The following is a 22181-nucleotide window of genomic DNA, read 5'->3' on the forward strand; positions in this document are numbered from 1 at the left end:
TGACTCAGAGGTTCATCGGATATGAGTAATAAGTTCATCATCACTTGGGACAACATGCAAATGTATACCCGCCAGCTAGCAGAGAAATTGCTTCCTGCAGATCAGTGGAAAGGTATCATTGCCGTTAGCCGTGGTGGCTTGGTTCCATCTGCAATTTTGGCGCGTGAACTTGGTATTCGTTATGTTGATACAGTATGTATCTCAAGCTACGACCACGATCACCAGCGTGAGATGAAAGTACTGAAGCAAGCAGAAGGTGATGGTGAAGGTTTCATCGTTATCGATGATCTGGTGGACACTGGCGGTACAGCGGAAATGATCCGTCACATGTACCCGAAAGCGAAATTCGTAACTGTATGTGCGAAGCCTGCAGGTAAGCACCTGGTTGATGACTACGTGGTAGACATCCCGCAGGAAACTTGGATCGAGCAGCCATGGGATATGGCCGTGACTTTCGTTGATCCTATCGCGAAAAAATAATACCGCTTTTAGCGACTAAAAAAGGAGCCATCGGCTCCTTTTTTTATGCCTGCTGTTCCGGGGTATTAGCTGGCTTTGGCTTTAATGTCCGACAGGGATTCGCCATTGGGTTTGTTGCGGTAATAGTTGTTGTAGTTGATGAGATCAACCATGGTATTACCGGTTATCTTGCATTGGCGTTGGTATTTGGTTTGGTAGCTGTCGGGAATTCGCTCGCCTGTTACATCAAGGCAAAGTGGGGTTTTGGCATTGACGCCACCTGATGCCTCTCCGGGGTTGCCACCCAGGGAGCCACCGCTACCAAAAGCGAGGACTGACGAAGAGAAAAAAAGTGAAGCACAGAGACATAGGACGTATCGCATACTTACCACCGTATGAAGTACTGATAGGTAAGTAAAAGCATAGCTTACTCCTGAATATCTTCAGTACTGCTTCTGCAACAAGTGCGATTTGTCTGTCGGCTCATACAGTAAGTATCTGTTGGGTGGTATACTTGAAAAATATAACCACAATAAGCACATCCCTGTGGCCGAACCGGAATTGAATAGCTGCTGTTATCTGCCACAAGAGCTCAAGTATAGTCCGGAAGCGCTCGGGCCTGCACTGTAGGTATGTGTGAACCGATATGGAGCAGAACGTGTCTGAACCGTCCAAAACCAACCTTTCCGAAAAGCTCTTTGCCCCAAGGCAAACCTCCAAAGAAACCTCGAGCCTGGTGAAATTGGCTAACGTCGTTGATACCCCGATCCACAGTGCACTGGATGGTGATACTGAAATAGGTTGGTATCGGGTGATGCGACGGCCGCAGTGGATCTGGCAGGGGATCGACCCGATTGAGCTAGAAGCTATCCTCGCCCGGATAGCGCACAGTGAGGCGGCGCGTACAAGGGATGACCTGCTCGATACCGTTATAGGCTACAAGCCCGGAAACTGGGTTTACGAGTGGTGCCAGCCGGGTGGGCTATACCACAAGGCGGCGCGGGCTTTACTGGAGCAGGGGGAGAAGGAAAAAGCGGCCGAGCAGCTTATTACAGCCAGTATGTATTATAGTATCGCGGCCTACCCACACCTGAAAGGGGACGACTTGGCAGCCCAGGCTGAACTGCAAGCCAACCAAGCCTACCGCGATGCCATAGACAATATGCAGCACCAGATGCGTACCATTGATGTCAAATACGAAAACAAAACCTTCCAAGCCTTTATCCACCTGCCTCGGACCGACAAGTTATTGCCGACGGTAATTGTTAGCGGCGGCCTGGATACCCTGCAGTCAGATCTTTTGCGCCTGTACCAGAAATACCTCGGGCCGGCTGGCTTTGCAATGATCACCCTCGACATGCCGTCTGTTGGCCACAGCAGCCATTGGTCCCTTACCGAAGATACCAGCCGCTTGCACCAAGCGCTGTTGCAGCAGGTAAAAGAGGTACCATGGGTCGATCATACCCGTGTTGCGATGCTGGGCCTTCGATTCGGCGGCAATGCAGCAATTAGGCTTGGTTTCCTGGAGCCAACCCGCCTGAAAACTTGTATCAGCATCGGCGGTATTATTCATAGCGGGCTGGCCGACCCAAAACGGCTTGATGCAATGCCACGGATGTACCTTGATATGCTTGCCTCGCGCCTTGGCAAACATGGTGTGTCGAAGTCTAGCTTGGTGTCCCACCTCCCGGCCTGGTCTCTCAAGCACCAGGGCTTGCTGGGCCGCCGTAAAACCGAGGTACCGATGCTGGGTATTGGCCTCAAGGGCGATCCTGTTTGCTCCGAATTCGACAACCAGCTGATTGCGATGTCGAGCCGCGGCGGCAAGGCGGTGACCTTACCTGAAAAGCCACTGCATGACGGCTATCACCGGGCGATGACAACAGTTGTCGATTGGCTTAAAGACAAGCTTGCAGAGTAGGCGGTGTTATCAATACGCCTGTTTTGTAAATAAATTGTTGCCAAGCAAGCAATTTGTGGCTTAAATGGAATAGGTAATTGATTACTAGGGATGGAGATAATTATGACGACAGAAAAAACTTTCCCGCCGCACGGGCGTTTGATGACTAAGCTGACGGCCTTGGGACCTTACCTGCGCCAGCCTCTGTCCTCCGAAGGGCATTTTTTCTTTGACTGCCTATCGAGCTGTGTCAGTGCTAAAAAAGCACCCGAAGAGCGCGAATTCTGGGGCTGGTGGTTTATCATTGAAGCCAACGATGAAGGCTTTGAATACCACTATGGCTTTGGCCGTTACGATGATGCCGGAGAATGGATCAAGGATCCGGTACCGGCAAAGCATGAGAAAGCGGTGCAGCAAACGTTAGAGGATTTTTATCCAAAATTAGAAGGTTTGTTGCAAGATGAGTTCGAACTGGCATTATCTCCTTCAAAAGTGCTGAAAGAGCCTGAGCTTGGTAGTGTAGCCTGATTTGCAAGCTTTACCTTATATGAAGAAAAATGCGCCTATTTGGCGCATTTTTCTTGTGATTTATAAAGGGTATTGATACAACATCATTCTACTTTTCTTTTTGTTTTATCCCCATGGCAGAGACAAATATCCTAAATGAGCAAAACAAGGACTTGGTAACCGCAGACTCCAAAGACGGGTCTCAACACCAAGAGGTTAGGCACAGTTCACAGATTATCGTGGTCAAGCTGGGTACCAGCGTTTTGACCGGCGGTACGCTAAAGCTGGATCGTGCCCATATGGTTGAGCTGGTTCGCCAGTGCGCGCAACTGCGCCGGCAGGGCCATAAGGTCATTATTGTCACCTCCGGCGCCATTGCTGCCGGAAGAGAACATTTAGGATACCCCGAACTGCCCAAAACGATGGCGAGCAAGCAGCTGCTGGCTGCTGTTGGCCAGAGCCGCCTGATCCAGGAGTGGGAAAGCCTGTTCGGAATCTATGGCCTGCACGTGGGGCAAATGCTGCTAACCCGTGCCGATCTCGATGACCGCGAGCGCTACCTCAATGCCCGCGATATGCTTGTTGCCCTGCTGGACAATGGCATTATTCCGGTTGTTAACGAAAACGATGCGGTTGCGACAACTGAAATCAAAGTCGGTGATAACGACAACCTGTCGGCATTGGTGGGTATTTTGGCTGGCGCCGATAAGCTGCTGCTGCTGACCGATCAGCCGGGGCTATTTACCGCAGATCCGCGTAATAACCCGGAGGCAGAGCTGATCCGTGAAGTCCACACCATCGATGAAACCCTGCGCAAAATCGCGGGTGGCAGTGTCGGTGGCTTGGGCACCGGTGGCATGGCGACCAAGCTACAGGCGGCAGATGTTGCGCGCCGTGCGGGTATCGAAGTGATTATTGCAGCGGGCAGCCGCCCTGATGTGGTGGCGGATCTGGCGCATGGGACATCGGTGGGTACACGCTTCCTGCCGCTGGAATCTCCGCTTGAAAGCCGTAAACGGTGGATTTTGGCCGGGCCTCCGCCTGCGGGCGATATCGTTATCGACCAAGGTGCAGCATTGGCTGTGCAGCAGCGCGGAAGCAGCTTGTTGTCGAAAGGGATCACCGCAGTGAAAGGTGAGTTCGAGCGGGGGGAGGTTGCCCGGATCTTCAATACCCAAGGCGAGTTGCTGGCTCGTGGGATCAGCCGTTACTCCAGCCAGGATCTGGCGAAAATTGCCGGCAAGCACAGCCAGGATATCTATCAGGTGTTGGGTTATGAATATGGCCCAGTTGCTGTACACCGTGACGATTTAGTCGTCATCTAACACCGAATAAAATATAAAGGGAAAAGAACATGAATCTTGAACTGATGGGCCAAGCGGCGCAACAGGCTGCGTTTGAACTGGCAACCGCAGCAACTGAACAGAAAAACCGTGCATTGGCCGTGATTGCCGATGAGCTGGAAGCCAACCAAGAGGTTATTTTGGCAGCCAACGCCAAAGACATTGCAGCGGCAAAAGAAGCAGGTATGACCGATGCCTTGGTTGACCGCCTGCTGTTAAATGCAGATCGATTGGCTGGTATCGCCAACGACGTGCGCAATGTGATCAGCCTCAATGACCCGGTCGGTGCCGAGCTAGACAGCAAAGTACTGGAAAACGGTATGCGCCTTAGCCGACGCCGTGTTCCACTTGGTGTCGTCGGTGTGATCTATGAAGCGCGCCCTAATGTCACCATTGACATCGCTGCCCTGTGCCTGAAAACCGGCAACGCCAGTATCCTCCGCGGTGGCCGCGAGACGTTCCATTCCAATATGGAACTGGTCAAAGTGATCCAGGTTGCGCTTGAGAAAGCAGGCTTGCCGACAGCATCGGTACAATATATTGAAAAACCGGACCGTGAGCTGGTTTCCCAGCTGTTGAAGATGGATCAGTACGTTGACATGATCATCCCGCGCGGTGGTGCTGGCTTGCACAAGATGTGTAAGGAAAACAGCACTATTCCGGTGATCATCGGTGGTTTCGGTATCAGCCATGTGTATGTCGATGCCTCGGCAGATCTTTCCCGCACCCTGGACGTGGTGGAAAATGCCAAGGTACAGCGCCCATCGGCCTGTAATGCCTTGGACACCCTGTTGGTTCATGAGAAAGTTGCAGAAGCTTTCTTGCCTCGTTTGGCGGAACGCCTGAACACCAGCAGTGTCGATATGGTCGCTGACGAGAATGCTTACGAGCTGCTTGAAGGCAAAGCGACAAGCCTGCGCCGGGTGGCCGAAGGGGACTTCGACACCGAATGGCTGAGCTTCACGCTAGGTATCAAGATAGTCAAAGACGTGGAAGAAGCGATTGCCCACATGCGCAAGCACAACGCCAGCCACTCTGATGCCATCATGACCAATGATTTGATGGCGGCAGAGCGTTTTGTTAATGCAGCAGGCTCAGCAGCCGTTTATGTCAATGCGTCAACGCGCTTCACCGATGGCGCACAGTTTGGCCTAGGCGCAGAAGTGGCGGTATCGACCCAGAAACTGCATGCCCGCGGCCCGATGGGGCTGGAAGAGCTGACAAGCTACAAGTGGGTAGGCGTCGCAGACTACCTGCCTCGTTCGTAACAATGATTTCGTTGTCAGTTTACCTATTACTGCATCGCAAGTGCTCATTTACTATCGTAAACTCCGCGCTAGCTCTTTGTTCTAGGTAAACTGACTTAGATTTCATTGCTCCGAATAGCTTTGAGTCACACTGATTTAGATATAAAAAAACGAGAGCGTGATGCTCTCGTTTTTTTTATGCCTGATCTTTGAGTTTCTTTAAGTCTTGGTTTTCGTCGTTTGCCGCTTGTTTCTCGATCAGCTCATCAAGTTCTTGTTCGCGCTTGCTTTTGTCGTACATGTATTTGACTTTGTCCTTGTAGCCAAATTTCATGTTAGCGGTGTATTTCAGCGCCGCAATATTACCGACCACCACGCTCACGACGATGATGCTGATAACCCACGGGTTGAGTAGCCATTCCATTTACACCTCACAGATATTCTCTATGTACCTACTATAGAGACTATCAAGGTTTTCCAGGATGTGCGACTTTCCTGCAAGCTCATATTGGCTAAGTGTGCGCTTGAGCAGGTCTGGCGTGAGCTGTGAAAGTAAATATTTGCTAACCGGGAAGTAGCTGATATGCCAAGGCTCGCAGGCGACGCCATGGCGGTCTTCTGCATAAGGGAGGTAGAAGCCAAAGCCTTTCATATGGCTATTGAGCCATTGGCTGAATGCCGCTTGGTGGCCTCCGGTTTGGTACTCCCAGGGCTCCAGTTGAAGCTGCTCGCCTTCAGGCAGGCAGTTGGCTGCGTAGACATCGATATCGGTGCCCCAGTGGTGGCGGCTTGCGCCAGGTAGCGCTGACCAACGCAGTATCGCGTGGATTTTCTCAAGCTCAGTAAGGGTGCTTGGGTCAAGCGGTTGGCTGTTGCTATCAAGCAGCGGCCGCTTGCCGGAATATTTGTTGTTCCAAATTAGCATCTGCCGCTCGAACGGGCGGAAGGCACTGGCTATTTGGAGGTCGAAGCCAGCCTTATTGGCTGCATCTTTTAATGCCTCAAAGGCGGGTAGCATTTGCTGGTGGACAAAAGGGTGCCCGCCGTCAGGGTTTAGAGAGACCAGGTGGCTGGTCTCTTGCCCGGTCAGCTGCCCGGCAGTGTGCTGCCGGGCTTGGTTTGGATGGCTAACCATTAAAGGACTTTTTCCATCACTTTCTGGTACATGTCGGTCAGCTTTTCCAGATCGGCCACTTTCACACACTCATTCACTTTGTGGATAGTCGCGTTGACCGGGCCGAGCTCGATAACCTGTGCACCGGTTCGGGCAATGAAACGGCCATCGGAAGTACCGCCAGTGGTCAGTAGTTCCGGTTTTTTGTGATTCACTTCCTCGATAGACTCCACGACGGCATCAAGCAGGCTTCCTTCGTCGGTCAGGAACGGGTGGCCGCTGAACGTCCAGGCCAAGTCGTAATCAAGGCCATGGGCATCGAGTACTGAGTGAACCTTGCGCTTGATATCATCGGCGGTCAGCTCGGTGCTGAAGCGGAAGTTGAACTGGACGTGGAATTCGCCTGGGATCACGTTCGATGCGCCAGTACCCGCAGACAGGTTGGCGATCTGGAAACTGGTCGGTGGGAAGTAGGCATTGCCGTTGTCCCACGTTGTCGCGGCCAGTTCGGCCAGTGCTGGCATGGCACGGTGAACCGGGTTATCGGCAAGGTGCGGGTAGGCGACATGGCCTTGAGTACCCTTGATATTCACATCACCGGTAATCGAACCACGGCGGCCGTTCTTCACCACATCGCCCACAGCATGGGTACTTGATGGTTCACCGACAATACACATGTCGATTTTTTCATTACGGGCTTCCAGTGTATCGATAACACGGGTCGTACCGTTGATGAATGGGCCTTCTTCGTCCGAGGTGATCAGCAAAGCGATAGAGCCTTTATGATCAGGGTTTGCGGCCAGGAAGCGCTCAATCGCCACAATCATACAGGCTAGCGAGCCTTTCATATCGGCTGCGCCGCGGCCATGCAGGTAGCCATCGATGATGGTTGGCTCGAAAGGCGCGGTATGCCACTTATCTAGGTTACCGGCTGGTACCACATCGGTATGGCCGGCAAAGACGAATAGCGGAGCTTCCGTGCCGCGGCGGGCCCAGAGATTGGTGGTATCTTCGAACACCATGGTTTCGATATTAAAACCGAGCTTTTCCAGGCGCTCGATCATCACGTCCTGGCAGCCAGCATCTTCAGGGGTCACTGATTGGCGGCTGATAAAGTCTTTCGCCAGGGCGAGAACCGGGCTATCTGACATCCTTGTATCCTTTCTTAATTCGTTTGGAAGATTTCTTGGTATTGGGCCGGCTTGAAGCCTAGGTGGAAGCTGTTGTTGTGAACCAGCAGCGGGCGCTTGATCATGGCCGGGTGCTCCAGCATCAATTCGATCGCGCTTTGCTGGTCAAGGCCGGCCTTTTGCTCGTCGCTCAGCTGGCGGTAGGTCGTACCGCGCTTGTTGACCATGGCTTCCCAGCCCAACTCGGCCTCAAACTGCTCTAGCATGCCACGGTCAAGGCCGTCGGCACGGTAGTCATGGAAGGTGTATTCGATGTTTTCGGCTTCTAGCCACTTCTTCATTTTCTTGATGGTGTCGCAGTTTTTGATGCCGTAAGCAATTGTACTCATAGTTATTCTGGCTGACTTGTTTTGTGAACTTGGTCTCCCTTTATAGCGGGAATAGCCATGGGGTGCAACGGCTTCAGCCGCCATAGTGGATCGCCAGTTTGATCAGCCAGATATTCGCCAGGATCCCGAGCACAAATACGATGGTGCGCCATGGGCTGAGCTTGAAGGCATAGCAAATGAAGTAAAGCACCCGGCTGATGATAAACAGGTACGCGGGGAGGGCGGATTCATGGGCGGGTACCCCTGCTAAGTGGGCGATGAACACGCAGCTGGAAAATACCGTCAGGATTTCCCAACCGTTAGCCTGGGCGGCTTTTACCCGCGAGGCGGCACCGGTGAGTTCGCGGTCTTGGATTCGTGGTTGGTTGATATCAAGCTTGCCGGTTTGGCGGACGGTTAACCAGCCGCCGACGCCTGCCAGTAAATAGTTAATCAATATCATGGTGATAATGCACCAGAAAGCAGGGGTCATGGCAGCGCCTTGGGGAGAGTGGGTTTGCCCAAAGTATAGGAGACTAGCTATAGAATGAGCATCTGATAAGCCCGCATATGCATAATTATCGATGACAAAAAAGTGCTACCAGATAGCATGACGACTACTGTTGAATGGCAATTTCTGCGAGCCACTTAATGGCTTTTGGGTAGGGTTAGTAACATTTTTTGCTGCACATTACTTAAGTGCAAAGCTGCTTTTGTAAGTACTTGATCTGTATCAAAGGTTATTTATTATCACTAATTTTTATAAATTGATTTCAATCAATACCAGTATGTTTCTAAATAGTTACATTTTGACCCGCTTAACGTGAAGCCCAATTTTTCCCCATGTCGGGATTCAAAAGGAATGGAGTCAATAATAATGAAAAAGAATCTATGTACCGCCGCTATCCTCGCTGCAGTATTGGCAGCCCCTCAGGCTATGGCACACAAGCAGGGTGATATCTTGGTCCGTGCCGGTACGGCAACGGTGGTTCCAAACGAAAGCAGTGATGATGTACTTGGCCTAGGTGAGTTTGGTATTGATTCAAATACCCAGCTTGGTATTACAGTAGGCTACATGCTGACAGACAACATCAGTATTGAGCTGCTGGCCGCAACCCCGTTCAGGCATAGTGTTTCGCTAAACGGTGCCGGTAAAATTGCAGAAATTGAACACCTGCCGCCAACATTGATGCTGCAGTACTATTTTATGGACAGCGTTAGCAAGTTCCGCCCGTATGTCGGTGCTGGCCTCAACTACACCACTTTTTTCAATGAAGACTTTAACGGTACTGGTGAAGGAGCTGGCTTAAGCGATCTGAAACTGGAAGATTCGTGGGGTCTCGCAGCAAATGTAGGTATCGATTACCAGGTGAAGGATAACTGGTTCTTCGGTGCCTCAGTGTGGTATGCCGATATCAGTACTGATGTGAAATTTAAACACGAGGGCAACGCGCAGAAAATTAGTACGGATATCGACCCTTGGGTCTTTATGGTAACCGCCGGTTACACTTTCTAAGCTAGAGCCTGAGCACACAGTGAGTGCAACAAATGTTGCGCTCACAATTTTGCCAGAGAGGCATTTTTGTGTGATATTTCAAGTTGTTGTTTAAACATGTCTTTTTTGTTTCTGAAATGACAAGTTCCTAAATTTTGCGACCGCGATCACCGAAAATGACGACCGAAACAGGGAAATCCTCCCTCATATTGATCAAACTCAACACCCCGTAGGCAGAAGTCGGAATAATAAAACCTCAAATTATGGAGGTCTCAATGGAATTGAATCCGGTTTTTGCCCGTCGTCTTTATCTTGCCTTGCTTGTTGAGCAGCTTGAACGCCCCAATGTACCTAAGCTGATTGAAATTACCGGTTGGCCACGTCGTACCATTCAGGATGTGCTTAAAGCCCTGCCGGGTTTTGGCATTGAGTTAGCATTCATTCAAGATGGTAAACGTCATAATGATGGCTACTACCAGCTAAGCGACTGGGGGCCCTTTGATGTCAATTGGGTCGAATCGAAAGAAAGGGATATTATCTCTTCCGTCTCGAGTTAATAAAAAAACCGCACGAGTGCGGTTTTTTTATATCTGTGCTATTCGCAATAATAGGCATTGCCAATTAAAGTCACGGACGTCGAAAAATCGGGTGGGCTGTACAATGAAACCGTATTGGCTCCTCGCTCAATAGCCTGATTGCGCAGTTGGTTGAGCGCGCCCTGGGTCAGGTCCCTGTCGCTGATGAACCAATAGTTATACCAACTCCCCTGCGAGCCGATAAGCGTTCCCCGCCTTTCACAGGTGTTTTGTATGTCATTGGCATCCCATGTCAACACCACTGCGCCGGCATCAACAAACAGGGGGGAGGTGCTGCACCCCGCCAATACCATAACAGACAGCGAAACCCCCAGAGCCCGGACTTTTCCCATTATTGGCCTTGTGTCTCTAAATAAAGCACAGTGGCGGCAGTCCTGGATTTAACCTGCAGTTTCTTCAGCAAGCTTTTCATATGGACTTTTACGGTTGCTTCAGAAATGAACAGGTTATCGGCAATCTGCTTGTTGCGGTAGCCTTTCGCCACTTCTTTTAGGATCTGCATTTCACGGTCGGTTAGGGAATCGAGCAGGGAGTCTTGCTCGGCGCTGTCTGCCAGATACTCACGCACCAGATCACTGAAAGCCTGTCCGCCGCACATGGCTTGTTTAAGCAGGCTGATAAGCTGATCAGGCTCGGTATCTTTCAGCAGGTAGCCATCGGCACCAGCGTTGACAAGGGCTTTAACGTCCGAGCGGCTGTCAGAAACGGTTAGCACGACGATTCGTGACTGGATCCCTTCGGCTCGCATCGCATTGAGGGTATCGAGGCCAGACATCCCTTTCATGTTGAGGTCAAGCAGGATCAAATCCGGTTCTTTTTCCTGGGCGAGCAGCACGGCATCTGCCCCGTTGCTGGCTTCGCCAACCATTTCGAAGTCGTTTTCAAAGCTGAGAAGTTGGCTGATCCCCCTGCGCATCAAGGGGTGATCATCAACAATCATAATTTTCCAACACGTCATATTGTTATCCTTGGGATTCAGGCTGAAACTGAAGGGTGACTTCACAGCCAGAGCCCTTGGTTGTATTGATTTCCAAACTACCGTGCAAGCGTGAGGCCCGCTCGGTCATTATTGCTAGGCCGTAATGATTCAATTTTTCATTGGCCGGGTCAAAGCCTATGCCATCGTCACTGATATTGATGATCACCGTATCTGTATCTTGCTGGCAGGTTACGATGATTTCATCAGCTTGTGCATGCTTGATCGCATTGAGAACCGCTTCCCTTATAAATTGCAGTAAGTGCACCTGATGGTGGGCATCAAGGTTCAGCGATGAAAGCTGGTTGTCTATGATAAGCAAAGCAGTACTTTGTTCTTCCAATGGTTTTAGCATTTCTACCAATGCTTCGCCTAAATTTGCTTCTTTTATTGTGAGGCGGAAGGTGCTTAATAGCTCCCTTAACTGAGTGTAAGCCCCTGAAAGTCCTTGGTCTATATCACTTATGATTGCCATGGTCTGTTGCTGATCACCTTGGCTAAGCTGCCTCTTTAGCAGGGTCACTTGGATTTTGAGGTAAGACAGTGATTGCGCCAAGGAATCATGCAGTTCGCGTGCAATCGTAGCACGCTCTTCCATCAATAATAATTGCTCCGACTGCTTTTGTGCCCGGTTGTAGTAGATCCCCCGGGCTAAGGTACGGGATAAGTTTTCGATTAAGTTTTTATCCGGGCAAGGCAAGGTGTCCTGCCACCAAAGTTGACCCAGTACCTGACCGTCGAGTTCAAGGTCATGGTAGTGCCAGTTGTTGCCAGAAGGCTCCCCTGCGGTGATCTCGGTATTGTTGCCGCTGTTCTCTTCAATAATTAGCTTGGCGGCAGTTAGCCCCTCGATATCAAGCAGGGTGTCTAGCATCACGGCGAAGTTCTTGGTACTCAGGCGGCTTTGCGAGAGCTCTTGCGAGCAATCATAGAGTACTTGCAGTGAGTCATTGGCTTGGCGCAGGCGACGAGTTTTCTCGTCAACTTTCATTTCCAAGTTGCGGTATAGCTTGCCGAGCTCCGTCGCCATGGTGGTAAAGGTGCCGGCCAAAATACCTAATTCGTTGTCACTTTTTACATCAAGGGTGAGATCAAATCTTCCTTCTTGTATCTGTTCGCTAGCCGTGACCATCTGATTGAGCGGGGTGACGATCTTGCGTTGGGTAAAGTGAATGGTGAACAGCGCAGCGATAAGGATCAGGCTCAAACCCAGCCCGCCAACGACTGACAATACTTGAAGTTTGATGATCGAAAATTCTTGTAACTCGTAGACAAATTGGTCGATTCGGTCGACAAATTTGGCAACTTCGCTGAGAAATAGCCTTTCATTACCATCATGCAACAAGGGATGCAGATCTTCCCAACGGCCGATCAGGTTGTAGTAATGCATCTTGATATTGGTCGGTACCGTCCAGTGCTCTAATGCTGCCATTGATGGCGAGAACAAGGACTTTTCGAACATATCCAAATGGGCTTCCAGATGGGGAGATTGAGTCTGGATATCGTAGGCCAGTCGGTAGCTTTGCATGCGCAATGAACCGGACACATTGACCGCCTCGGCATCGTTCAAGCTCGAGGCAAGGGTGAGCAGGGCAAAGCTGGTGGTAACCACAGAAAGAAGCAAGATTGCGAGCATGGCTCTGGCAATCGTTGTAGTGACGGGCTTTAGAGGCCTATTTTTCACAGATTTTCCTTTTAAATCGTTATCTTAAAGATAAGGAGAAAACGTTTTTCTGTTTAAGTCTGGTCTATATTTAATAGACGGAATGGTGATTTTCAATGCAATTGAGATAAATGCTAGCCGCTTCAAAGAAAACTTGGCTTTTTTATACTGAGAGGGCGCGCATTTGAATTTATTGATCCAAGACAAATTTAGCCCCTAATTAGCCCTTACTAGGTATTTAAGCATTTATTTCGGGATTTACACTTGTCGTGTAAAAAAATGACAGCATGTGATTATTTGTTGTAAATCATTGCTGTTATTTATTGGTACACCTTGCTTTATATAGCCAAGCTGCTGCCCGTAATCACTATTTTTATTAATAATATTTTACGAAGGACTGAGTCAATGTTTGATCGTTCCCGCCGTCGGTTGCTGACGCGGCGTCGCAAGCCTGACCTGCAGCGAATGCCCTGGGTGGTCGATGAAGATACTTTCACCGATACCTGTACCCGGTGCAACAAGTGTATCAATGCATGTGAAACACAGATCATTGCCAAAGGCGACGGTGGTTTTCCTGCTGTCGACTTTCAGCGTGGTGAGTGCACATTCTGTTACCGCTGTGCAGAGGCTTGTCCCGAGCCGTTGTTTCAGCCGCAATCAGAGCAGCCATGGCCTTTTGTGGCACAGGTTAATGAGGGGTGCCTGGCCCACCAAAATATTGAGTGTCGAAGCTGCGGCGATGCCTGCGAGGTGATGGCGATTCGGTTCAAACTGCAATTGGGCGGTGTTGCCCGGCCCGAACTGGATACCTCAGTTTGTACAGGATGTGGTGGCTGTGTGTCGGTTTGCCCGACATCGGCGATCACCATGGTGAATCACAATAACGAAGAGAATTAGCGATGGCATTACAAGAAGTACACATTTCCAGCTTGGTTGTTCATGTAAAGCCGGAGTATTTGGCCTCTGTCAAAGAGCAGATCGCCGAAATGCCGAATGCAGAAATTTACGGCGACAGTGAAGAAGGGAAGGTCGTTGTGGTTTTGGAAACCGAAAACCAAGGCTACGTGACTGATACCATAGATAAAATCAATAACTTAGAACACGTTTTAACCACGTTTTTAGTGTATCACCAAATCGAACAGTTCGACTCGCAATCTGAGGAAGATTCATGAAAATGACAAGACGTGCGTTTGTGAAAGCAAACGCCGCTGCATCGGCAGCAGCCGTAGCGGGGATTTCGCTGCCAGCATCAGCAACTAACTTAATCGTTAGTTCTGACGAAACCAAAATTAAGTGGGATAAAGCGCCTTGTCGTTTTTGTGGTACAGGTTGTTCAGTACTGGTCGGTACGCAGAATGGCCGTGTGGTCGCAACTCAGGGCGACCCTGAAGCACCGGTTAACAAAGGCCTGAACTGTATCAAGGGTTACTTCCTGTCGAAAATCATGTACGGCAAGGATCGTCTTCAGACCCCTATGCTGCGTATGAAAGACGGCAAGTTCCACAAAGATGGCGATTTCCAGCCTGTCTCTTGGGATCAGGCGTTCGATGTGATGGCCGAGAAGTGGAAAGCAGCCCTGAAGAAGCACGGCCCTTCTGGCGTAGGTATGTTTGGCTCTGGCCAGTGGACGGTAATGGAAGGCTATGCTGCATCGAAAATGATGAAAGCCGGTTTCCGTTCTAATAACATCGACCCGAACGCCCGTCACTGTATGGCTTCTGCGGTTGTTGGCTTCATGCGTACCTTTGGTATCGATGAGCCGATGGGCTGTTACGATGACTTCGAAAACGCAGACTCGTTCGTGCTTTGGGGCTCGAACATGGCGGAGATGCACCCAGTATTGTGGACCCGTTTGACAGATCGCCGCCTGAGCAACCCGCACGTTAAAGTGAACGTGCTGTCGACTTACTACCACCGCTCGTTCGAGTTGGCTGACAACGGCATGATTTTCGAGCCGCAGACCGACCTAGCGATTGGTAACTTTATTGCTAACTACATCATCGAGAATGATGCAGTTAACTGGGACTTCGTGAACAAGCACACCAACTTTAAGCGTGCTGATACCGATATCGGTTACGGCCTGCGTGACGAAGACCCGCGCCAGCAGAAAGCGAAGAACGCCAACTCTGGTAAGATGCACGCGATGACGTTCGAAGAGTACAAAGCCTCTGTTGCTGAGTACACTGTCGAGAAAGCGTCTGAAATGTCGGGTGTACCACAAGAGAAGCTGATCGAGCTAGCGAAGCAGTACGCGGATCCAAATACCAAGGTGATGTCACTGTGGACCATGGGTATGAACCAGCACACCCGTGGTGTGTGGATGAACAGCTTGGTTTATAACATCCACCTGCTAACCGGTAAGATCTCGCAGCCGGGCAACAGCCCATTCTCACTAACTGGCCAGCCATCTGCTTGTGGTACAGCGCGTGAGGTGGGTACCTTTGCTCACCGTTTGCCAGCCGACATGGTCGTGGCGAATCCTAAGCACCGTGCGGTTGCAGAGAAAATTTGGAAACTTCCAGAAGGCACCATCCCGCCGAAGCCGGGTTACCACGCGGTATTGCACGACCGTATGCTCAAAGACGGCAAGATGAATGCCTACTGGGTAATGTGTAACAACAACATGCAAGCCGGCCCGAACATCAACGAAGAGCGTCTGCCGGGTTACCGTAACCCAGAGAACTTCATTGTGTGTTCAGACCCGTACCCAACGGCAACAGCACAAGCGGCAGATCTTGTTCTACCAACGGCAATGTGGGTAGAAAAAGAGGGTGCTTACGGTAACGCCGAGCGCCGTACCCAGGCATGGTACCAGCAGGTTGAAACCCAGGGCGAGTCTAAGTCTGACCTTTGGCAGATCATGGAATTCTCCAAGCGCTTCAAAGTTGAAGAAGTGTGGGGTGAAGAGCTACTGGCACAAGCACCACAGTATCGTGGCAAGACCATGTACGACATCCTGTTCCGTAACGGTCAGGTAGATCAATTCCCAATGTCTGAAACCCAGCCATTGAACGATGACGCCAAAGCGCAAGGTTTCTACGTGCAGAAAGGTCTGTTCGAAGAATACGCAGCATTCGGTCGCGGTAAGGCTCACGACTTGGCACCTTACGATACATACCATCAGGTACGTGGCCTACGTTGGCCGGTTGTTGACGGCAAAGAGACCCAGTGGCGTTTCTCTGAAGGTCATGACTCATACGTACCGGCTGGTGCAGGCTTCCGTTTCTACGGCCATAAAGACGGTAAGGCAAACATCATCTTTGCCCCGTTCGAGCCAGCACCGGAAGTGCCAGATGCAGAATACGACCTATGGATGTCGACGGGCCGTGTCCTTGAGCATTGGCACACAGGCACCATGACCCGCCGAGTGCCAGAGCTGTACAAAGCGGTACCGGATGCCCTTTGTTACATCCACCCGGATGATGCTCAGTCACGTGGCCTGCGTCGTGGTGATGAAGTACTGGTTGCCTCTCGCCGTGGTGAAGTGCGCTGCCGTGTTGAGACCCGTGGCCGTAACCGTCCACCTGCGGGCTTGGTATTCATTCCATTCTTTGATGCCCGTATTTTGGTGAACAAGTTGATTCTTGATGCAACCGATCCGCTGTCCAAGCAGACCGACTTCAAGAAGTGCCCTGTGAAGATCACCAAAGTATAAATAGCAATAAATTGAAGAGCTTGGTTGTCTGGCCGCTTGCCGGACAGCCCAGCCTTTACCAAATTTAGCCTGAAGGCGGAGAATACAATGAAACGATTAGTGTTAGCAGTTATGGCATTTGGCATGATGCTGGCTGGTGCTGTACACAGTGCAGAAGAGCTGAACAACCCTGGCGGTATCGGTGGTCTGGAGTCACTACGTGGTGCCAGCGAACTGGAAGCAACCCGCGCAGCGGATCCGATGAAGCGTTACCCGCGTGACCAGGGCACGATCGACAGCGATTACGTTTACCAGCCACCTTTGGTACCGCACACGATCCGTAACTACGAAGTGTCGAAGAATGCCAACAAGTGTCTGGCTTGCCACAGCTGGAAAAATGCCAATGAAATGGGCGCGACAAAGATCAGCGTAACCCACTACCAGTCGCCGCGTGAAGGCCAGGTGCTGTCTGACGTGTCACCGGCACGCTACTTCTGTTTGCAGTGCCACGTACCACAGGCAGATGCTAAGCCATTGGTTGAGAATGATTTCCAGCGTGTTGACGCGTTGCGCTAATTATAGCCATCAGTGCTAAAGGGGCTATAAGATGAAACTATTGAAAACATTTTGGCGTAGGTTCTCCTCGCCAAGTAAAGTGGCTGTCGGCCTGGTCTTGTTTATGGGCTTTATGGGCGGCTTGCTGTTCTGGGGCGCATTTAACACCGGTATGGAAGCGACCAACACCGAAGAGTTCTGTGCTGGGTGTCACGCACCGATTGTCAAAGAGATCCGTGAAACGGTTCACTTTGCCAACCGCTCAGGTGTCCGTGCAATTTGTTCTGACTGTCACGTACCGCATAACTGGACAGATAAAATTGTTCGTAAAGTACAGGCTTCGAAAGAGCTGGTGGCCCATGCGATGGGAACCATTGACACCCAGGAGAAGTTCGAGGCACGGCGGAGCCACTTGGCCAACCGCGAGTGGCACCGGATGAAAGAAAATGATTCGCAGGAGTGCCGTAACTGTCACGAATTCGAATACATGGACTTTTCCGAGCAGGGTAGCCGCAGTGCCAAGCAGCACTCGACAGCACTGGCGTCGGGCGACAAGACCTGTGTAGATTGCCACAAGGGTATTGCCCACAAACTGCCTGACATGTCAGGTATTGAAGGCTGGCAGTAAGCCTCAGATAAGGAGAAACAATGAGTACATTAGAATCAATCTTCTGGCATGTACTGGGCTATGCGGCCATGCCTGTTATCATCCTGTTTGGTTTCGCTGCGGTAGCTGTGATTTGTGTCTGGCTATTGTCGCTGGGTAAGGACAAAAATATCTAACGGTAGTGTGTAACTTACCGGGGAAGGACAAAGCCATGCATTTCTGCATGGCTTTTTTAATGCTTGCGCGGCTTGTTTTTGTGCCACTGGTAAAGCCCGATGGCTATCAAAGCTAACCATATGCTATCTATAAATAGCCATGGAACGAACCCTGTGTGGCTATCAGGGGGCAATGCAATCGCCTCTATACCTTGGGCTAAGAGCATAGTTAGGAAGCCCAGAAAACCGAATAACAGATAACTGGCGATACTCATCTCGATCCTCCAAAAGAGCAATTGCTGTAATTTTAGATCTAAATGAGAATTATTTACAATTGTTTTGTTATCCTGCAGCTCCGGTTACTTGCTGTCCGTCAGGTAACCTTCTTGTTCCAACAGCAGCCTGAATGCCTCGGCACGCTCACGATTGACACCGAAATCGGAATAGCCAGTCCGAGATTCCGAGCGGACGGTTAGCTGCCCTGATTGTCGTTGTACCTCAAAATCATCAACAAAGCGGAAGACCTTGCTGGTGCACTCGATGTGAAAATAATCATCGGCTTTTTTGGCAAGGGAGGCTCCCGGCAAGGAAAGGGCCAGTTGCTCGATATGCGGCCATTGCTCCAGTCCTTTTTGGCTGAGCGAAAAAGGGGCTAGGGCGTGCTCATCACGGTTATCCACTGTGCTGACGCAGTTCGGCTTCTCACCGCAGGCCTGGTTCACTCTGACAGTGTCACTGTAGGCCGAGTCTGGGCTGCCACAGCCAGTGATCACAGTGAGTAGTGCTGCGAGAGGAATAAAACGAAAACCTTGAGGTTGATTCATCCTTGAGTCCTTATGATAGTTAACTGAATTGCAGGTAGCCGACAAACCCCGCCCAAGAGGCGACAAGCAATAGCCAAGGCAGCCAATGCTGTTTGTTGACAACCACTTGTTCGGCCGCAGGAGCCTCTACTGTGGTTTGCTCGATGTCTTGCGTTTTATCTCTGGCCTGTTTTTTGCGGAATTTATCCCGCTCGCGGGCTTTGGCCTTTTGTTGTTTCTTGTATTGTTCTATACCGTGCTGGATCCCCTGGGCGATCAGTTTAGTTTGCTCTTTGTTCTGCCCCGGCTTCTGTGTTGCACGGGCAATCTTCATTGCTTCAGCTTGCGTCTCCGGGGACGGGGTCCCTTGATTCTTCTTGGTGGCCATCATTTGTCCTTTACATCGCTGCTACAGCAAGATTATACCGTGCTAAGAGTCATTGGCACATTGCTGTAATTTACCTCCTTCAAAAGAGGTAGGAATCTTACATCACATGAACAGAAAGTGAACAAGGTGTGATTTGTGGGTATATCCATTAACATAATGAATATTAATGATTATTCCAGTAAAGCATTAGTATTTGCGCATAAATATTCCTGATGTGACTTTTGTAAGAAAACTAGAATTTTCGTCACTCTCATCCCACAAAACGTGATCATGCCGACAAGATAAGCACCCAAACAGTGCGTTGAACCACAGAATTTACCACTTTGGCTGGTAGTTGCGACCAGATAGATTAAGGTGTGCCTAGTACTGAACAGTGTTGTTATATCGGCTCCCGAAGATAGAATTATGCCCAACGCAGCCAAACGTGATACTGGCTGTTGAAAAAGCAAGGGTAAACCTCCATTGCATATGAAGCAGTGAGAAACGGGAACAGTAAGTGATATATCCGATAGACGCCTATGACAAGCATGGCTTGTTAAAACCTTCTGCCATGCTATGGCTGTGCTGGTTGTTCAGTGCCAAGGGGTGGGTGATTTTTGTGATGGCAGGTGCAAGCCGCCAGCAAGGTGCCCAGGTCTTGGAAGTTTTGTATCCCTTGCGAGAGAACTTATATCTGGCAATGCTATTGGGCCTACCTGCACTTATCTATATGTGGATGGCCGGATACCGACACAAAAATAAAAAACTAATAAATTACGTATGGCTGCATGGGAAAGGGATCCTGATGCTGAGCTATGCCACAGATTGTGTTTTGCAAATGTATCAGCTGATGTTGGCCCACGGGGCCTTCAGCTGGACCCGGGCAGTCAGTCTGCTGCTGACATTCTGGCTAGGAGGGTACCTGCTAAGAAGCACCAGGGTCAGAAATACATTTGCGGACAAGCCCGTAGAGAGGTAAGTACGATGAATGATTGGGGTAAAGGGTTGGTGCTGTTCAGCGCACTGCTAAGCCCATTAGCCATGGCCGATTGGCTACTAGATGTGAATTTTGAACTCACTGGCGCATCTGGCAGCACGCAGTCGGTGAATACATCGCTGTCACTGCTACCTGGAGAAGAGACTGTATTCTTTGGAAGCAATATCGATAGTGAAGAGAGCAGCCGCGAACTGGTCGGTAGCGCAGAGCTACTGGAAGTCTCGGCGGAAGAAGTGAAAATTGCGTTCAAAGTCCAGGAGAGACTGGATGATGGTGGCTGGCGTACGCTGGTGTCACCAACCCTATCCACTGGCCTGAATGCGCCGACCATGTTTGAAGGTGTGGATAACAACGGCGACCAGCAAGTGAAGCTTCAGGTGGAAGTGACATCGGTATAAGGCTGATACTGCCCCTCAATGTTTAAAGCCCGCATAATGCGGGCTTTTTTACATTTGAAGCCGGGCCTAGGCGTTACACTGAGGTATCAAGTACATTGCCACTGCCTGTCCCCGGGTCAGGGGTAATACTTTGGCTGTAGAAATCGGGTTTTGGCCGGTGGTCGTTAATGGCATCAGCCACTTTCTTTTTGATGACTAAGCGATCTTCTTGGGTTTGAGCCTTGTTGTCGGCCGAAATCACCACGGTGTCAGGATCCTTTTTCGGATCGTCTTCAAATTTGTTTGCACTGTTTTGATGAATATCTACCAGTTTCTGTGTCTGCTTGGCTTGATAGAGGGTGCCAGCCACATCTTTGGTCGGAAATGATGATGAACCTGTCTCCATGATCTAATCCTTGTTATTAGTATCAGCTAATGTGTTGTTTTTGTATAAATTTTACTCCAGCTTAGCAGGTCAAAATAGACACAAATTGAACAATTCAGCACTTTTCAGCACTATTTTGTTCCTAGTTAAGTGCTATTGGGAGCGGTGATGGCCGTGGGAGGGGGCGATTAACCCACCGAAATTAATAAGTTGCCGGTAATGGCAGGGCATCATGTCATCCCCTGAGCTGATAATGATCAATTTTCCTTTACGTTTTCTCGTTATACTCTCAACATCACAAGGCTGGAAAAGCAATGATAATAAGTTAGGAGAAAAATATGGCTACGGCACAACCGTTGATTTTGCCTGAAGCAGGACCATTTGCACTGTATGTTGTTATTAAGGCAACGGGTGATTCTCAGGCGCTTGTTCAGCGCTGTCAGCAAGTTCACTCTCTGGTTGAAGAGATCAATGCCCAGCAACCAGGCGCAGAGCTAAGGGCCAGTGTTGCCTTTGGCAAGGCATTTTGGGCTTCGCTAGGAAAAGGCTCGCCTGCTGAGTTCGATGAATTCTCTCCGTTAGGCGAAGGTCAGGTGACAGCTCCGGCAACCGGTGGTGATGTGTTGCTTCACCTTAATTCAAGCCGCCATGACTTGAATTTCTATCTACTGCGCCAGTTTATTTCGCCAATTGCCGAGCATGTCGAGATCATGGATGAAACCTACGGGTTCAAATACCTTGATTCACGTGATATGACAGACTTCATTGATGGCACAGAAAACCCGAAAACACTGGAGTCCCGTCAGGATGTCGCGCTGATCAAAGATGGCGATTTTGCTGGTGGTAGCTTTGTCATGCTACAGCGCTTTGTTCACAACCTGCCAGCTTGGAACCGCTTGAACATCCAGGCACAGGAGAAAGTGGTGGGCCGTACCAAGCCTGACTCTGTTGAGCTGGAGGATGTACCAGCCGCTTCGCATGTTGGCCGTGTCGATATCAAAGAAGAAGGCAAGGGGCTGAAGATCGTTCGCCACAGCCTGCCATACGGCTCTGTAAGCGGCGACCACGGTTTGTTGTTCATTGCCTACTGCCACACCCAGCATAACTTCAAAGCCATGCTGGAGAGTATGTACGGCCACACAGATGGCAAAACGGATCAGCTGCTACGCTTTACCACGGCGGTAACGGGTGCGTACTTCTTTGCGCCATCGGTTGAGATGCTGAATTCGTTATAGAAACTGAGTTCCTAGATTCTGGATCCTAGTTCCTGGGAAGAGAAAAAGCAGAACCAGATTAAATGATAAATCCTCGGTCTTTGATCGGGGATTTTTTTGTTTTTAGATGAAATAGGGAAGGCGGTTCCTAGATCCTAGTTTCTGGAAAGAGCGATAAAGGCTTTAGGAAATGAAGGTACTGGGAACTTGGTAGAGCGGTTCCTAGGTTCTAGCTCCTGGCAAGAGCATGAAGAGCGAAAAGCAGAAGCAAAGCGCAACACTGGTGTTT

Annotated in this window: 29 protein-coding genes; 16 read left to right on the forward strand and 13 right to left on the reverse strand. The window is 50.1% G+C overall.

Features of this window, described 5'->3' with window-relative positions; translation table 11 throughout:
* The first annotated feature begins 21 nt into the window (after positions 1-21).
* Entirely contained in the window at positions 22-480 is a 459-nt protein-coding gene (gene gpt / locus ACXAGQ_RS10510) for a xanthine phosphoribosyltransferase (RefSeq protein ID WP_107299254.1), read from the forward strand.
* A 65-nt stretch (positions 481-545) separates the two neighbouring features.
* Here the strand turns inward: gpt and ACXAGQ_RS10515 are convergent, their stop codons facing one another.
* Complete coding sequence (locus ACXAGQ_RS10515; RefSeq protein WP_475253822.1) at positions 546-842, reverse strand: hypothetical protein; 297 nt, start codon at positions 840-842, stop codon at positions 546-548.
* Between the two features lie 275 nt (positions 843-1117).
* Here ACXAGQ_RS10515 and frsA point away from each other — a divergent pair, with 275 nt between their 5' ends.
* The 4 genes from frsA (at position 1118) to ACXAGQ_RS10535 (ending at position 5477) form a co-directional block, all read left to right on the forward strand.
* On the forward strand, positions 1118-2380 hold the full coding sequence (gene frsA / locus ACXAGQ_RS10520) for an esterase FrsA (protein WP_475253824.1): 1263 nt from the start codon (positions 1118-1120) through the stop codon (positions 2378-2380).
* A gap of 102 nt (positions 2381-2482) precedes the next feature.
* Positions 2483-2887 carry a sigma factor-binding protein Crl gene (gene crl / locus ACXAGQ_RS10525; RefSeq protein ID WP_475253826.1) on the forward strand — a complete coding sequence of 135 codons (405 nt, stop codon included), beginning with the start codon at positions 2483-2485 and terminating at the stop codon, positions 2885-2887.
* A 113-nt stretch (positions 2888-3000) separates the two neighbouring features.
* Positions 3001-4191 carry a glutamate 5-kinase gene (gene proB / locus ACXAGQ_RS10530; RefSeq protein ID WP_475253827.1) on the forward strand — a complete coding sequence of 397 codons (1191 nt, stop codon included), beginning with the start codon at positions 3001-3003 and terminating at the stop codon, positions 4189-4191.
* Between the two features lie 29 nt (positions 4192-4220).
* Entirely contained in the window at positions 4221-5477 is a 1257-nt protein-coding gene (locus ACXAGQ_RS10535) for a glutamate-5-semialdehyde dehydrogenase (RefSeq protein ID WP_475253828.1), read from the forward strand.
* A 175-nt stretch (positions 5478-5652) separates the two neighbouring features.
* Here the strand turns inward: ACXAGQ_RS10535 and ACXAGQ_RS10540 are convergent, their stop codons facing one another.
* The 5 genes from ACXAGQ_RS10540 to ACXAGQ_RS10560 all read right to left on the reverse strand — a co-directional run bounded on the left by ACXAGQ_RS10540 (position 5653) and on the right by ACXAGQ_RS10560 (position 8561).
* Positions 5653-5880: a DUF2897 family protein gene (locus ACXAGQ_RS10540; protein ID WP_475253829.1), complete on the reverse strand. Its 228-nt coding sequence runs from the start codon at positions 5878-5880 to the stop codon at positions 5653-5655.
* The gene (locus ACXAGQ_RS10545; RefSeq protein ID WP_475253830.1) at positions 5881-6591 is read right to left on the reverse strand and encodes a M15 family metallopeptidase; all 711 of its coding nucleotides are present in this window, start codon (positions 6589-6591) and stop codon (positions 5881-5883) included. It lies immediately after the preceding gene.
* The gene (gene dapE, locus ACXAGQ_RS10550) at positions 6591-7721 is read right to left on the reverse strand and encodes a succinyl-diaminopimelate desuccinylase (RefSeq protein ID WP_475253831.1); all 1131 of its coding nucleotides are present in this window, start codon (positions 7719-7721) and stop codon (positions 6591-6593) included. Before dapE ends, ACXAGQ_RS10545 begins: the two co-directional genes overlap by 1 nt.
* Positions 7722-7735: 14 nt before the next feature.
* Positions 7736-8089, reverse strand: coding sequence for an ArsC family reductase (locus ACXAGQ_RS10555; protein ID WP_475253832.1), 354 nt, complete (start codon positions 8087-8089; stop codon positions 7736-7738).
* A gap of 73 nt (positions 8090-8162) precedes the next feature.
* The gene (locus ACXAGQ_RS10560; RefSeq protein ID WP_475253833.1) at positions 8163-8561 is read right to left on the reverse strand and encodes an MAPEG family protein; all 399 of its coding nucleotides are present in this window, start codon (positions 8559-8561) and stop codon (positions 8163-8165) included.
* Between the two features lie 384 nt (positions 8562-8945).
* Here ACXAGQ_RS10560 and ompW point away from each other — a divergent pair, with 384 nt between their 5' ends.
* Together ompW and ACXAGQ_RS10570 are read left to right on the forward strand one after the other, a co-directional pair.
* Entirely contained in the window at positions 8946-9584 is a 639-nt protein-coding gene (gene ompW, locus ACXAGQ_RS10565; RefSeq protein WP_475253834.1) for an outer membrane protein OmpW, read from the forward strand.
* Positions 9585-9838: 254 nt separating this feature from the next.
* Positions 9839-10120 carry a winged helix-turn-helix domain-containing protein gene (locus ACXAGQ_RS10570; protein WP_475253835.1) on the forward strand — a complete coding sequence of 94 codons (282 nt, stop codon included), beginning with the start codon at positions 9839-9841 and terminating at the stop codon, positions 10118-10120.
* A 38-nt stretch (positions 10121-10158) separates the two neighbouring features.
* On the opposite strand, the gene ACXAGQ_RS10575 is transcribed toward ACXAGQ_RS10570, so the two are convergent.
* Genes ACXAGQ_RS10575 through narQ form a run of 3 tightly spaced genes read right to left on the reverse strand, consistent with a single transcriptional unit; the run spans position 10159 to position 12819 of the window.
* The gene (locus ACXAGQ_RS10575; RefSeq protein ID WP_475253836.1) at positions 10159-10491 is read right to left on the reverse strand and encodes a DUF4156 domain-containing protein; all 333 of its coding nucleotides are present in this window, start codon (positions 10489-10491) and stop codon (positions 10159-10161) included.
* Positions 10491-11117: a response regulator gene (locus ACXAGQ_RS10580; RefSeq protein WP_475253837.1), complete on the reverse strand. Its 627-nt coding sequence runs from the start codon at positions 11115-11117 to the stop codon at positions 10491-10493. Before ACXAGQ_RS10580 ends, ACXAGQ_RS10575 begins: the two co-directional genes overlap by 1 nt.
* A 4-nt stretch (positions 11118-11121) precedes the next feature.
* The gene (narQ, locus tag ACXAGQ_RS10585; RefSeq protein WP_475253838.1) at positions 11122-12819 is read right to left on the reverse strand and encodes a nitrate/nitrite two-component system sensor histidine kinase NarQ; all 1698 of its coding nucleotides are present in this window, start codon (positions 12817-12819) and stop codon (positions 11122-11124) included.
* A gap of 384 nt (positions 12820-13203) precedes the next feature.
* Here narQ and napF point away from each other — a divergent pair, with 384 nt between their 5' ends.
* The 6 genes from napF to ACXAGQ_RS10615 all read left to right on the forward strand — a co-directional run bounded on the left by napF (position 13204) and on the right by ACXAGQ_RS10615 (position 17770).
* Entirely contained in the window at positions 13204-13695 is a 492-nt protein-coding gene (gene napF, locus ACXAGQ_RS10590; protein ID WP_475253839.1) for a ferredoxin-type protein NapF, read from the forward strand.
* Between the two features lie 2 nt (positions 13696-13697).
* On the forward strand, positions 13698-13970 hold the full coding sequence (locus ACXAGQ_RS10595) for a chaperone NapD (protein WP_475253840.1): 273 nt from the start codon (positions 13698-13700) through the stop codon (positions 13968-13970).
* Positions 13967-16453 carry a periplasmic nitrate reductase subunit alpha gene (gene napA, locus ACXAGQ_RS10600; RefSeq protein WP_475253841.1) on the forward strand — a complete coding sequence of 829 codons (2487 nt, stop codon included), beginning with the start codon at positions 13967-13969 and terminating at the stop codon, positions 16451-16453. Before ACXAGQ_RS10595 ends, napA begins: the two co-directional genes overlap by 4 nt.
* Before the next feature lie 111 nt (positions 16454-16564).
* Positions 16565-17008 (forward strand): nitrate reductase cytochrome c-type subunit, encoded by a 444-nt coding sequence (locus ACXAGQ_RS10605; RefSeq protein ID WP_475254722.1) that lies wholly within the window; start codon positions 16565-16567, stop codon positions 17006-17008.
* A 31-nt stretch (positions 17009-17039) separates the two neighbouring features.
* Positions 17040-17615, forward strand: a complete 576-nt coding sequence (locus ACXAGQ_RS10610) for a NapC/NirT family cytochrome c (protein ID WP_475253842.1) — start codon at positions 17040-17042, stop codon at positions 17613-17615.
* Positions 17616-17635: 20 nt separating this feature from the next.
* Positions 17636-17770 (forward strand): TIGR02808 family protein, encoded by a 135-nt coding sequence (locus tag ACXAGQ_RS10615; protein ID WP_475253843.1) that lies wholly within the window; start codon positions 17636-17638, stop codon positions 17768-17770.
* Between the two features lie 56 nt (positions 17771-17826).
* Here ACXAGQ_RS10615 and ACXAGQ_RS10620 read toward each other — a convergent pair whose 3' ends face one another.
* The 3 genes from ACXAGQ_RS10620 to ACXAGQ_RS10630 all read right to left on the reverse strand — a co-directional run bounded on the left by ACXAGQ_RS10620 (position 17827) and on the right by ACXAGQ_RS10630 (position 18940).
* Positions 17827-18024 (reverse strand): hypothetical protein, encoded by a 198-nt coding sequence (locus tag ACXAGQ_RS10620; RefSeq protein WP_475253844.1) that lies wholly within the window; start codon positions 18022-18024, stop codon positions 17827-17829.
* Between the two features lie 84 nt (positions 18025-18108).
* On the reverse strand, positions 18109-18573 hold the full coding sequence (locus tag ACXAGQ_RS10625; protein WP_475253845.1) for a DUF1499 domain-containing protein: 465 nt from the start codon (positions 18571-18573) through the stop codon (positions 18109-18111).
* Positions 18574-18592: 19 nt separating this feature from the next.
* On the reverse strand, positions 18593-18940 hold the full coding sequence (locus tag ACXAGQ_RS10630; RefSeq protein ID WP_475253846.1) for a DUF2956 domain-containing protein: 348 nt from the start codon (positions 18938-18940) through the stop codon (positions 18593-18595).
* Positions 18941-19436: 496 nt separating this feature from the next.
* Here ACXAGQ_RS10630 and ACXAGQ_RS10635 point away from each other — a divergent pair, with 496 nt between their 5' ends.
* Positions 19437-19898 carry a DUF2919 domain-containing protein gene (locus tag ACXAGQ_RS10635; protein WP_475253847.1) on the forward strand — a complete coding sequence of 154 codons (462 nt, stop codon included), beginning with the start codon at positions 19437-19439 and terminating at the stop codon, positions 19896-19898.
* 5 nt (positions 19899-19903) lie between these two features.
* Positions 19904-20314, forward strand: coding sequence for a hypothetical protein (locus ACXAGQ_RS10640; RefSeq protein WP_475253848.1), 411 nt, complete (start codon positions 19904-19906; stop codon positions 20312-20314).
* A 73-nt stretch (positions 20315-20387) separates the two neighbouring features.
* Here ACXAGQ_RS10640 and ACXAGQ_RS10645 read toward each other — a convergent pair whose 3' ends face one another.
* On the reverse strand, positions 20388-20699 hold the full coding sequence (locus ACXAGQ_RS10645; protein ID WP_475253849.1) for a hypothetical protein: 312 nt from the start codon (positions 20697-20699) through the stop codon (positions 20388-20390).
* Between the two features lie 317 nt (positions 20700-21016).
* Here ACXAGQ_RS10645 and ACXAGQ_RS10650 point away from each other — a divergent pair, with 317 nt between their 5' ends.
* Positions 21017-21913: a Dyp-type peroxidase gene (locus tag ACXAGQ_RS10650; protein WP_475253850.1), complete on the forward strand. Its 897-nt coding sequence runs from the start codon at positions 21017-21019 to the stop codon at positions 21911-21913.
* Positions 21914-22181: the final 268 nt, after the last annotated feature.

This window comes from Photobacterium sp. ABD4_091 (assembly GCF_056160145.1).